Genomic DNA, 12,275 nt, shown 5'->3' on the forward strand with positions numbered 1-12,275 from the left:
TTGATAGGTTACAGATGTAAAGCTGGTGACAGCATAGTCGAGTAATACTAATCATCCGAAGCTTTCAAAAGCAGAATACTGTTGTTTGTTCTTCATACTAACTTCTTTCAATAATATGTCATTGTTATTGAATACCAATCAATCGAGAGATAGATTACTTAAATAACATTAAAAATATTTAGGTGCCTATATCGGTGGTGTCCACCTCTTCCCATTCCGAACAGAGAAGTTAAGCCCACCAGAGCCGATGGTACTGCGGTAACACGTGGGAGAGTAGGTCGGTGCCAAATCTTAAAGAAAGCCTGTAAGTTAAACTTGCAGGCTTTTCTTGTTTATACGGGTTTTGCTAAAATCAGCTATGGAGTTCACAGTTCCGATCTAAACATCTACCGGTGATCAGCGCATAATTATCAAAGGGCTGTTCCTAAAATATTCAGATTTATTCTGTCTGTTATTCGGAAATATTTCATTTAACAAATAATCTTTGGAAATCAGGGCATGTTATTTGCTTTTTCTTCATTATACAAGCAGAAAACCGGTTTTTGTGATTCCGGTTCTTCTCAGATAGGCAGATATTTGTTTATCTTTACACACAAATAAATTAGATATATAATGAGGTTTTTTGTAGAAAGAAGAAGGGAAGTAATGTTACATATCGAGAACTATATGCTCGAAGTAATGGACACTTACCTGAAACCAATTGATACAAACTGGCAGCCTTCAGATTTTCTGCCTGATTCTACGAGTGAGACTTTTTTCCAGGATTTGAAGTACTTGCGTGAGAACGCAGAAGGACTTTCTTACGATCTTGTTGCTGTTCTTATCGGCGATACCATTACAGAAGAGGCTTTGCCTACATATGAGTCCTGGCTATCCATGGTAGACGGTGTAAACAGGGACGAACAAGGTGGTTGGATGAAATGGGTTAGACATTGGACTGCCGAAGAAAATCGTCATGGTGATCTTCTAAATAAATATTTGTATTTATCGGGTAGGGTTGATATGCGTCAAATGGAGATCTCTACGCAGTATCTTATTGCAGACGGGTTTGATATCGGCACCGGAAACGATCCATATCGTAACTTCATCTATACAAGCTTCCAGGAACTTGCTACTAATATTTCACATAGACGCGTAGCTTCCTTAGCTAAGCAGAATGGTGATACCTCATTATCTAAGATGTGTGGTGTAATTGCTTCAGATGAGGCCCGCCATGCCAAAGCCTATAAAGATTTCATGAGCAAGATCTTCGCGGTTGATCCCAACGAAGCAATGCTGGCCTTTGAGGATATGATGCGCCATAAGATCGTTATGCCTGCACACTTCCTACGAGAAATGGGACTGAAGATCGGTCAGACCTTTGGTCACTTTACAGATGCCGCACAACGACTTGGCGTTTATACTGCCGTTGACTATGTGGAGATTATGCAGCAGTTGATCGAAGAGTGGAAGGTTGAGAGTATGGTTGACCTGAATGAGGCTGGTGAAAAGGCTAGAGATTACTTGATGGCTTTGCCGAACCGCTTACTTCGAGTGGCTGAACGTATGAAAAATCCATCAATGGAATATAAATTTAGCTGGATACACTCCTAATTTGTAGTTATCCATCCAGCCTAAACTTACTTTCCCAGTACCTTCTTTATTCGTTGGTAAATCTCCGAATTCTGACCTTTAGTGCAGGGTTCCCCTGATAAACAACATACGCATCCAGATTTTTAACTGCAGTTGAACCTGCAGTTAAAACTGCATGTGATGCAGCCCTTACCCCTGGGGTAACTAACGATTTTGCACCAATCCATACCCCATCTTCTAACACGATCGGCTTTGTGACCAAATCAAAGGTGCTTGATTTATAGTCGTGATTTCCAGTCATCAGCATTGCTTGTTGCGAGATGCACACATTTTTCCCGATACATACAAAATCAAGGTTGTCTATATAACAATCGGCCAACCAGGAATGATCTCCCAATTGTAGTTTCCAGGGATAGCGGATGTGAATGCCGGGTTTGATACGCACATCCTTCCCGATCTCGGCTCCGAATACCCTCAGAATTCCCACCAGAATACTACTAAATGGAACAAGCCCAGATTTAAAGCATAGTACATGAACGAGGTACCAGCAGTAAACCTTGGTACTTGATGCGCCGACTTTGAATTCCTTTTTATTGAATTTCTTCCTTAATGTGGTGTTCGACATGGCTGTTCGTATTAGGCTTAGCGTTCGTCCATGCATAAAGTATTATTATGACAATCAGGTAAATGCTAATGTTAAACATGGTATGGTGATCTATCCAGCTGTTTTTGAAGCTAGGTTTCCAGTAGATACTGATTAGTACAAGTCTGGCAATATTGGTCGCCTGAATCATCATTAAACCGCTTATTAACATATAGAGCTTGCTTGCCAATCGCTTGGGATAGCTTATCACAAAAGCTGCGAAGAAGCTCATAATTCCATAACCGAGACAACTATAAACCAGCTTGAACCCGCTAAAACCGATTACCCTTAGACTCAATTCCGTCAGCACAGTGCGGAAACCCATTATATCGAGCAGCGAGGCAGTTGTTTGAAGGGTAAATGCACGCCATTGCTGTATGTAGTTTGCGTGCTGCTCTAAACCTGGTACATAAATTCCATCTGGAGTTGTTAGTCCGATGAATAAAATATTGAAACCATACAGCATTAAAAACAATAGCAGGAATTTAATGATGAAAATCCCCTCAGCCGGTAAGCTGACCTTCCGTGGTTTGATATTCTCCGCTTTTAAAATTTCCTCAATCTTGAGGTCAACGATTAAGCGAAACCAGAATCCTTGCAGAAAGTGAAAGATTATACCGGTACGTCCATCTAGAAACCCGCTTTGGATGGTCATACGATAGCTGAAATACAGCAGGGGACGAAGGAACCTCGGTAGCTTCCACCACAGCATTTTTAAAATGGCCTTTCGCTCATCGGGGTTTCCTAACAACCTCGGTTTTAGGACCTGCGATCTAATCTTCATCATTCGATCTACCTCTTCCCGTGCAAGCAGGTCGCTATAACGGCCGTGCTTATCCAACCAGAACTGTATTTTATTTTCTTTAAGGTTCTCTTCAATGAGATAGCCTCGCTTCCATATTATGGTCTTGCCTGGTACAAGGAAGCGGTGATCCATGTTTTCATTCAGGTCAGAGCAGCCCAGGCTTCGACGGAACATTTTGAGCATGTAGAAGGGATAGTAGCCACCATGACGTATCCACCTGCCTTGGTAATAGTTCTTTCGGTTGAAATAGATGCCATTTAAGTCAGGATCTTCGCCCTGATCGAAGTGTTTGAGTAAATCCAGAAGTTCTAGGGAGAGTACCTGATCTGCATCAAGAGCCACAATCCAGGGCGTCGTAATTTCAAAGCAATGGAGTGCTTTATTCCATTGTTTGGGATGATTTTCAAATGGATGATATTGAAAGGTTGCTCCGTGAGCAAGGGAAACATTCAAGGTGTTGTCGGTACTTCCAGAATCAAGGATAAACACCTCCGCTCCAAGGGGTCTGATGGACTCCAGTAGTCGGCCGATGTGCATTTCATCGTTGAACGATAATATTAAGAAAGAGAAAGCCGGGCTTGCTTTGAACATATTTAGTTGATTAGGTTTAGGGCAACTTCAATACCTGAGCCTAGGGATGTTGCTGATCAGACTAGTTCTAATTCATCCTTGATAAGACCTTTTTATATAAGCTTAAGTAGTTTTCCATAATATCGGCGGTACTGAAATCTTTTCTGATTTGTTGGGGCGCCATGCATTTTATCCTTAACCGTTTGTCCTGATCGAGGTTTATGAGCGATAGCGTGCTTGCAATTTCCTTAGGTTCAGCTTTGCAAACCCAGCCTAGATCTGCTTCCTGAATGTAGTGTGCTAATCCGACCTGGTCTGAAAGCAATACGGATGTACCGGCAAGGAGGGCTTCAAGTACGACATTCCCGAAATTTTCATTGCTGGAGGTAAGAGTCAGCAGGTCATGCCTGTTCAGGAGTTCAAACTTGTCTACATCTTCTACCTGTCCTATCCAGCTGATGTTACTGCTGATCTTCAGGCTTCCTGATAGTTGTTTCAAGTAACGGAGGTAAGCGGCTTTGCCCGTTCCTGCAATCGTAAGTGTCCATGGGAAATTTGTGATTGCCAGCGCTTCAAGCAAGATTTCCAAACCTTTCTTAGGATCTATTCTGGAAAGAAAAATTAGCCTCAGTTGCTGCTCGTTCTGCTTTGAATTAACCATTTCCGGGATCCTCCTGGTTAAGCCATTAATCGGGTTGCTGATAGATTGGCAACGGTTTTCTACAGTGTCGAAGGTGAGGAGGTTTGGGATGATGCTGATTTTGCTTGTCGGAAGGTATTGCAGCAGGTTCTTTGCTTCCAATGCCGTTGTTGCATGTAAATGTGCAGCCTGAAGGAGCAGGCGGCCGACTATGGAATGGACCAGATACTTAGCTGCTTTATGCCTGAATGATAGGGTGTAAGGCGTGATCATCCCCCTGGGCGATATTACCATGGGCATGCGATGGCATATCGCGAGTGCCGCAGAGAGTATAGCCACAAGGTTCCACCAGGAATGAATGTGGATGATCAGCTCTTGTTTATTTCGTCTTACGCTTTGTAGAAAGCGGTGTAGTGCAAAGAGGAGCGCTGGGGAGAAGTGTGTGTGATCCTTGCTGAGTCTGGAGTAATAATAAACATCAACACCATTAACATTCTGTTTAACTCCTTATTTAAAGTCTAATTCCTTGTTGCCGTTTGCAGTTGTTGTAAATACAAGAGCTCTTAGTTTAGCACTCGGGACATTTGCGGCTTCGCAGAGCATGGCAATTGATCGTGTAGGTCCACCATAACAATAAGCGGGTTTATATGATGGTGTAATGTGCAGCACGGTAATTCTTTTGTTCAGCATCTTGAATAATTTAACAACTCAGCTATTATTAGGAGATCTTTGTATGATGATTGCAGCTGGGTATCAGCAAGCCCAGATACCTAAGGATATTGAAGATTATGAGCATCAGGATGCATCCATAAAGGATGTTATTCAGAATGAACTCAAAGTTGTTACCCCGCCATAGCTGCTGAAACATTCCATTGAAAACGACGATGCAACCACCTTCATAGCCGCCGAAAAGTCGTTCAGCCATATTGCACAAAACTTGGCAGATGCTACCATAGCAGATCATCGTGATTAAAATTCCAGGTAATCCAGCGCTGAGATAGCCATCTACAACGGTTCTCGTTTTTGCGGATGCATCCGAGTTGTTGCTTATTACACCGGCATCATAAACACGTTCCATCGATTTCTCCTCGGTATTAGGTTTAGAGGGCCAAAGTGCGCGGGGAATTAGCGCATACAGCGCGTTCTGCAGGATTTCTGTATGGTAGAAAGGCCGGTGTTTAGGTACATGGGATACATATTTGCTAAACATATTGATTTCACTAAATCTGTTGGTCAGGAAGTCCCAGCTGTTCTGCTTCACTGCTTCCTGATGCTGATCTTCAACCATCTGGCTGTAGGCGTAGTTTGCTGCTTTTTTTATCGGTAGCTCAGCCTGCCAGGATTCTGCGCGGATGGTATTGGTCCAGATGGGCAGAAAATAGATGAAAACCAGGAGTAAGGGGAGGCCGAATCCGACGACAATGGATCTGTAATAAGGGTAAAGAATGAATGCCATTAAGATCAGATGAACAAAGAGGGCTTCCTTGTAGCCGGAATAAACTGCTTGATACAAAGTGAAACAAAAGAAGCAAATGCCGCATGCAGTAATTTTTGGTAGATGGTGTCGCAGGCCTATCAGGATCATGAATCCGCCAAGGAAGCTTGGAACCGGCGCCAGGAGTATTGAAAATTGATTCAGCGCCGCAAAAAAGGAGAGGCAATACACTGCCGATAGTATTACCACCAGGATCGGAATTAAGTGTTCTTTGATATCCGGGACCCAGATATAGGCAGCTGGGTTCCTTGGTTTCATTGCTATGATCATCCCCAGAACAAGGGAGGCATGCGCAAAAACGTACAACCTTTGACAATAGGCTAGCTGCAGGGTATGCACGTTAACATTAAAGCCATCATTTTGTATAGCTGACCAGAAGTAGAAACCCAAATGATCAAGAAAGTAAAATATTGAACTTACTGACATTAAACCTGCAAAGACCACTTGAATAAGAATCATGGGGCGCATGACCTGCATGCCTGCTGGAAGGTCTGAAGCCAGCGTTTTTACAGGGCCACGTAAGGAATAGAAAAAGATAAAGAACGAGCCGAGCCATGCAAGTGCATAGGAGCACAAGGGGTTATGGCTGATGATGCAGGATAGGGCCCAGGGAAAATACAAGGGCAAGATCGTCTTCAGTTTATACGTTGAAAGGCCTTGATAATTAAGATATCCCATATATGGCATCTATTTGATGTTGGAAGTTCCAGTACTTTATCCTTTCACTTGAAGCCTGTCCCATGTGCTCCAGTGTCCTTTTACTTGCGAGCATGATCTGCAGTTTAATGGTGAGGTCCCTAAGATCGCCGCTGGTAAATATCCGGCCATTATTGTCATCGATCAGGTCCGCTGCTCCGCCTACCTTGTCTGAAGATAGGATTGCTTTCCCGGCAGCCATTGCCTCGTTTATCGCAAGTCCCCAACTCTCACCAGGACCGGTGGAGGGGATGCAGAATAGGTCGCAGGATTGATAAATTACTGGCATTCGTTGTTGGTTTTGAAAAGAGAGAAAGTGTATGCAAGCCTGGTTTGGAAGAGCCAAAGCATTTTTCTTTAAGGTATCTTCCAGGATTCCATTGCCGACAAAAAGCAGGTGTGCACCTGGAGGCGTAAGGCTTCCAAAGGCTTTTAGCAGCATTTCGGGTCTCTTTTTCGGGATCAGCTTGCCTGCAAAGAGTACTAATACCTCCGTGTTGGCGATACCCAGTGATGTTCTTAGTTTGACTGCCTCCAGTTGTCGGTTGGCAGCAAATCGCGTATTATCGACAGCATGCCGGGCGTAAATCAGTTGCTTACTTTTTAATCCATAGTGTTCAAAGTAAGCCTTGTTGTTACTGCCAACATATAGCGCAAAATCAATCCTGGTATATACTTTTCTTAATAGGTATGACTTCAAAATCGCACGCCAAGGGCTTATCGGGTCCAAAATCGTAGAATCTCCTCTAAACAATACAGTGATCCTTTTGCTAAAATGCAGGATGATTTTCATGTGGCTTGTGTAAGCCCAGCCGTATATCAAGATTGCTGTTGGACAGTAATCGTTAATGTCTTTTAACCGATGGCTGAAAAGATGCTCGTAGCCCTGCAGCACTGGGATATCCCAGTTGATGGTATGCCCGAAACCTTCATCAAACTTGTTTCCTGTAGCTTTTGGAGCATAAAACACCTTTATATCCTGCTGTTGAGCCATCAGCTGGAACAGGGGGGCATAGTATTGGACAGGGTGCTGACAGATTATGGCTAGCTTGCTTATTTTTGGAGTTTGCATACCTGGTTAAATAGTCGGGTTTGAAGCCGGGTTAGATGTTCTGACGTAAATTCCCTGAGCTCTGGAATTGGAATCTCTGTCGTAGATTTAGGTAGCGTCATCGCATTTTGCAAATGGGCTTTGATACCTTGCACGATCTGCAAGTCGTCCTGATCTAAGCTGACGATCTTTACCTGAGAAAGTCCCGTCAGCAAGGACGTGGTAGCAGAGGCTCGGTGGACAACAGCGAGTATTGGTCTTTGCGCCGAAAGGTATGGGAAGATTTTACTTGCCGTGTATTCGGCTTGCACTGAACCCGGAATAAACAACAAATTAGCCCTTCGAAGTGTATTCAGGCTATGATAATAGGGCAGACGATCTGTAGATTCGCTGAAAATATGATTTAAGCCCTGTTTTTCAACTTCATTCTTAAGGGTTGATTTTCCTGTACCGTTAGCTGCATAACTTGTCCCAAAGAGCCGGACCCGTAAGTTCTTAAATAGATCAGGATCCGTTTGCAAACCCAAATTGATGGCCTGAAAGAGATGCTTAAAAGCCGGAAGAAGGTCATGGCCTCCACGGCCAACGTAAACCAGATGGAAGTTATTACCCTTACTCACAACAGCTGGATGCGCTTCGGCATTCTTCTTTGCAATTTCAAAGTCCATACGGTGCAATCCGAAAGGAATAACAACCGCAGGTACATGTTTTAACCAGGGATATCTTTTCTGCAGCGTGGTGATGTAGCTGGAGGAGACGCTGATGAGACCATCAGCAGCGCGCATGGCGATAGGCTCTAAAAACTTATTCAGCTGATAGGAAAACCAGAACTTCTTTGGGCGTTCCTGCTTCGGGCGGTGTTTGTAATAGTCCGTATGCCAGGGATCCTGCAAATCAAACACAATCTTAACCTTGAACTTCGACTTCCATCGGGCTGCAAGAACCAGCACTGGAAACTGGGTTGTGGAAAAGAAAATGATATCATAGTGCTTCTCCCGCAAAAGTTTGTTCGCGGCAAAAAGGTAATACCACATCGACCGGAGTGCAATGCTGCCAAGCCCAAGTTTTGATGTCCAGCGTTTATTCCAAGCTTTTACATAGTGAACCACCGTACCCTTCGGTAAGCTTTGCATCAATAGATTATCCGTTATAAAATCGGTATAACATGGGTATACCGCCAGGACTTCAGCATCCCAGCCATATTGTGCATAATAGGGCATGCTGGTCCTAATCCTATGAATGTCTGCTGCATTGATGGGAGCGAAATATGGCGAGATAATTAGCAGTTGCTTGTTCAATTGATGGTTTGTCTAATTTTGTTGATGAAATGCTGGCTTTCCCGGTCCCAGTTCAAGGTATGTTGTCCAAGCAGGAAGTTCGCTCGCTTGGTATGCCGCAGTTCCACATCATTATCTATATAGTACTGAATGGCCAGACCTAAGTCAACGGCGCAATCCTTTTTGTAACATATTCCGATTTGTGGGTATTGATCGTAAAATGTTTTCTGAGCCTTGGTGTCACTTAGCAGTACCGCCAGCCCAGCCTGTATGTAGGTGAATAACTTGTTGCTTAATGCAGCATCGTTGTTTGTGCAGTGTCCAGGCTCCGATGCTAACCCAATGTCGAACTTGCAGCAGTACCGGAACAACCTACCTGGAGGTACAGGGGGATGAAAATGCAGTTTAGTTGGAGGTATACCATGCGTTGCTGCAAGATCAACGATTTGTTTGAGGTAACCGGTCCGGGGTTCCCCGAGCAAGTGTAACTCATAGCGTGGTGTTTTCAGGTATTTGAGTGCTTCAATGATCAGTTCAATGCCCCGGTTCGGTCCGATGGTTTGTGAGAACCAGAAAAGCTTCAATGTTTTTGGGCCATCAGGCAGCTCCTTTTTAAATGGCAGTGGCTCTAAGGGTAAAAGATTCCTCAGCACCATTGGCTGATATTGATAATGGGATTTATATAAGTCAGCTATTGCCGTACTACTTGTGCTGAAATAATCCAGCTGGGGAATGTAGCGGTCTTCCAGCATCACTTTGAGTTGGCGGATTAAACTTGAGGGGTTGGCCTTTGTTTCATCGCGATGGTAGTCTTCAGCATCAAAGCCGGCCACAGCTTGCTGCGCCCTGGCAGCTTCAACTGCTGCCGGAAGAGCTGCTAAATTATGCGCAAGATAGAAATCGCCGATCGTTTTCTTAGCCGCTTGTACTAAGGGGAAAGTAGCCCTTGAGAGCGCATAAACTCCCACCTTGTTGTTCGAAGGAATTCTGGATAGGCAAAAGGCAAGTTTTTGAATTAACTTTGAAGTCATGTATGTTAACGGACTTTCTGTAGGGGAACCACCTACACGAATGATTTTCCATTTTCGTCCTTGCATGATGGCAACATCTGCAAGGCTGGCCCATTTATTCCAATAGCAGTAGAGTACGGTGACACGATACCCCTGAGCAGTTAAACAATCCGCCTCTTTCACGAGCCGGGGATTTGTTGCAGGTTGACCACTAGTGATCAACACAATATGTTTGTAATACATAGATCCGCTTTGTAGTTTGGTTATCTTGTGGTTTATGTGATTTGACCTTTAATGGTGTGATTCTCCTAAAGCCAGGTACTGACGGGTAATCACAGAGATGTCGAACTTTGCCATGGCAGCATACCGGCAGTCTAGACGATTTATTCCTTGAAGCTTCTGGATGGCACTGCACATTTCGCCGGTGCCATTTACAATAAAGCCTGTTTCGCCTGGGGTCACAACTTCTGGTACGGAGCCTCTGTTAAAGGCGATCACCGGTGTACCACATGCCATAGCCTCGATCATTACAATGCCGAAAGGTTCATCCCAGTCTATGGGAAACAGCAATGCGGCTGATCTAGCCAGGTAATGGTTTTTCTGCTGGTCGTCAAGTTCGCCGAGATAGATGATTTGAATACCGTCAATATGCTTGGCAATTTGGTTTTGAAAGTAGCGGATTGCATCTGGACTATCCGGAACATTTCCGGCGATCCACAACTTTCTGTTGGTGGTTTTAGCGACCTCGATGGCTATGTGTACACCTTTGATTTGCTCCAGTCTACCCAGGAACATTAGCGGCGCATCATCATCAACCGTATAGCTGGGCTCGTATTTAGAAAAGTCCACTGCGTTGTAGATTGTTCGCCAGTTGTTGAACTTGCTGGAACTAGTTGATTTACTGCCATGGTTCTGCATGTATAAATCTTTGGAGAATCTGCGGTTTTGATCGCTGCAGGCAGTAAACCAGAAGTTTTTTGGGCTCATTAGGCGGAGCAACTTAATGTTCCTCAGGGTAATTTTCCGCTGGTAACTCATGATTTTTACAACTCGCTGCTGCAGCATCGGTAATAGGTAGAGCAGTCTGCCGAAGTTGTGTATTACATCATATCTGCCCTTAGCTGGCGTATGGTATATTCTATTTTCGATTATATGCCTCCAGACGTAAAGGACTTCTTTCCAGATCACCCATTTTGAACGATTGAGTTTGTTCGCTCCAAAATGGATGGTTTTTCCAGTGCAGCTGGAACCAGGACCGGCTAGTAAAGTGACCGCATGTCCGCTGGCGTGATAGGCATTCGCCAGTAGGTAAACAATGCGTTCTATACCGCCATATTTGACAGGGGGCACGGGTATTCCAGGATTCATGATGATGAGAATGTTCATGTCTTTACTTGCTTATATGTGTTTATCCGGTTTAATAATTCCTCGACCTCAGCTGTATATTTTGAAAATGAAAATCGCCGGGTTACACGATCCTGTTGAAGGGTAGCTGCAGTATCGTTGTACGTTCGTGTAAGATGCTTTCGTAGCGCAGCGGTTAGCTCCAGTCTGGAACCAGGATCTATAAGGGTGGCAAGTGCACCCTCCATGACAGCATCCATGGTACCGTCTTTATTGCCTGCAATGATGCTACTGCCGCAAGCCGCTGCCTCCAGGAAAACCAACCCAAAGCCTTCTTTACTGCTGGGCAGCACGAAGGTGTCCGCTAGTAGATGATGATCTGTGAGTTCTTCTTCTGGAATAAACCCTGGCATTATGACGACCCCCGTAAGTTGTAAAGCATCTACTTTCGAACGAAGACGTTGCTGCTCTGCCGCAGAGGGCCGCCCCGCCAGAATATATATCGTGCTTGGAAACTCTTCCAGTAGTGTCGGGAGGATTTCGAGCACCAGATCATAGCCCTTATCGTGTTCATAGCGATCTAATCTGGTTAGGGTAAGCAATACCTGGTGGTGCTGCTTCAGGCCATAGCGATCTAGCAAGTAGACTGGCTTATCAAAGTGGGGTGGCACCAGGAAGAAGGGGTCAAGGCAGTTATTCAATACGTGTATCTTCTTCGGGCTAACCTGATGTTTTGTCATAAACATCTTTTTTGTAAACCTGCTCACTGCCCAGACTTCAGTCTTTTGGTTTATGAAGCGGGCTTTCCAGCGCGGCATCTTGCCCCAGACTTCTTTTCCATGTGCAAGTAGAATTATCCTTGTACGCGGCCAAAGGCATTTGATTAACCAGGCTATGGGTAGCAAATTGACATGGCCTAGCAAAACGACTTCGCTTGAAGCTGCATGCCGCAAAGCGTAAGCACAGAATCGCAAGTGCTGGTATGAAAAGCCTTTAAATGCACTTGCAGGTACATATTTGTTGTTCGAATCGTGCGGGCTGTCACACAGTGAAAGCACCTGAAATAACCCAGCTTTCTTCATTTTAATATTATGAAGGGCTCTGGCCATCGATCTGCAGACCATCTGTACACCACCGGTTTGGCTGAATGTTGCGAGTGTAAGAAAAAGCAT

Annotated in this window: 10 protein-coding genes, 1 rRNA gene and 1 pseudogene; 2 read left to right on the forward strand and 10 right to left on the reverse strand. The window is 44.4% G+C overall.

The window, feature by feature from the left end; all coding sequences use genetic code 11:
- Positions 1 to 178: 178 nt before the first annotated feature.
- Together rrf and AC5WJX_RS10055 are read left to right on the forward strand one after the other, a co-directional pair.
- A 5S ribosomal RNA gene (gene rrf, locus AC5WJX_RS10050) occupies positions 179 to 290 on the forward strand.
- A gap of 322 nt (positions 291 to 612) precedes the next feature.
- Positions 613 to 1,593, forward strand: coding sequence for an acyl-ACP desaturase (locus AC5WJX_RS10055; protein WP_440430184.1), 981 nt, complete (start codon positions 613 to 615; stop codon positions 1,591 to 1,593).
- 46 nt (positions 1,594 to 1,639) lie between these two features.
- Here the strand turns inward: AC5WJX_RS10055 and AC5WJX_RS10060 are convergent, their stop codons facing one another.
- The 10 genes and pseudogenes from AC5WJX_RS10060 to AC5WJX_RS10105 all read right to left on the reverse strand — a co-directional run bounded on the left by AC5WJX_RS10060 (position 1,640) and on the right by AC5WJX_RS10105 (position 12,275).
- Positions 1,640 to 2,197, reverse strand: a complete 558-nt coding sequence (locus tag AC5WJX_RS10060; RefSeq protein WP_440430185.1) for a WcaF family extracellular polysaccharide biosynthesis acetyltransferase — start codon at positions 2,195 to 2,197, stop codon at positions 1,640 to 1,642.
- Complete coding sequence (gene xrtY / locus AC5WJX_RS10065) at positions 2,163 to 3,611, reverse strand: exosortase Y (RefSeq protein WP_494484403.1); 1,449 nt, start codon at positions 3,609 to 3,611, stop codon at positions 2,163 to 2,165. Before xrtY ends, AC5WJX_RS10060 begins: the two co-directional genes overlap by 35 nt.
- Before the next feature lie 67 nt (positions 3,612 to 3,678).
- Positions 3,679 to 4,719 (reverse strand): annotated as a pseudogene (locus AC5WJX_RS10070) (XrtY-associated glycosyltransferase XYAG1); the annotation flags it as partial.
- Between the two features lie 18 nt (positions 4,720 to 4,737).
- Positions 4,738 to 4,920 carry a hypothetical protein gene (locus tag AC5WJX_RS10075; RefSeq protein WP_494484404.1) on the reverse strand — a complete coding sequence of 61 codons (183 nt, stop codon included), beginning with the start codon at positions 4,918 to 4,920 and terminating at the stop codon, positions 4,738 to 4,740.
- Positions 4,921 to 4,948: 28 nt separating this feature from the next.
- Positions 4,949 to 6,403, reverse strand: a complete 1,455-nt coding sequence (locus tag AC5WJX_RS10080) for an exosortase Y-associated Wzy-like protein (RefSeq protein WP_494484405.1) — start codon at positions 6,401 to 6,403, stop codon at positions 4,949 to 4,951.
- Positions 6,390 to 7,493, reverse strand: coding sequence for a glycosyltransferase family 4 protein (locus AC5WJX_RS10085; RefSeq protein WP_494484406.1), 1,104 nt, complete (start codon positions 7,491 to 7,493; stop codon positions 6,390 to 6,392). The genes AC5WJX_RS10080 and AC5WJX_RS10085 overlap by 14 nt, the downstream gene beginning before the upstream one ends.
- Positions 7,475 to 8,770 (reverse strand): glycosyltransferase, encoded by a 1,296-nt coding sequence (locus AC5WJX_RS10090; RefSeq protein ID WP_494484407.1) that lies wholly within the window; start codon positions 8,768 to 8,770, stop codon positions 7,475 to 7,477. The genes AC5WJX_RS10085 and AC5WJX_RS10090 overlap by 19 nt, the downstream gene beginning before the upstream one ends.
- Positions 8,767 to 10,002, reverse strand: a complete 1,236-nt coding sequence (locus AC5WJX_RS10095) for a glycosyltransferase family protein (RefSeq protein WP_494484408.1) — start codon at positions 10,000 to 10,002, stop codon at positions 8,767 to 8,769. The genes AC5WJX_RS10090 and AC5WJX_RS10095 overlap by 4 nt, the downstream gene beginning before the upstream one ends.
- A gap of 48 nt (positions 10,003 to 10,050) precedes the next feature.
- A complete protein-coding gene (locus tag AC5WJX_RS10100; protein ID WP_494484409.1) occupies positions 10,051 to 11,145 on the reverse strand; it encodes a glycosyltransferase in 1,095 nt (364 codons plus the stop codon).
- Positions 11,142 to 12,275, reverse strand: a complete 1,134-nt coding sequence (locus AC5WJX_RS10105) for a glycosyltransferase family 4 protein (protein ID WP_494484410.1) — start codon at positions 12,273 to 12,275, stop codon at positions 11,142 to 11,144. The genes AC5WJX_RS10100 and AC5WJX_RS10105 overlap by 4 nt, the downstream gene beginning before the upstream one ends.

The organism is Pedobacter sp. NEAU-ZC8, assembly GCF_059278965.1.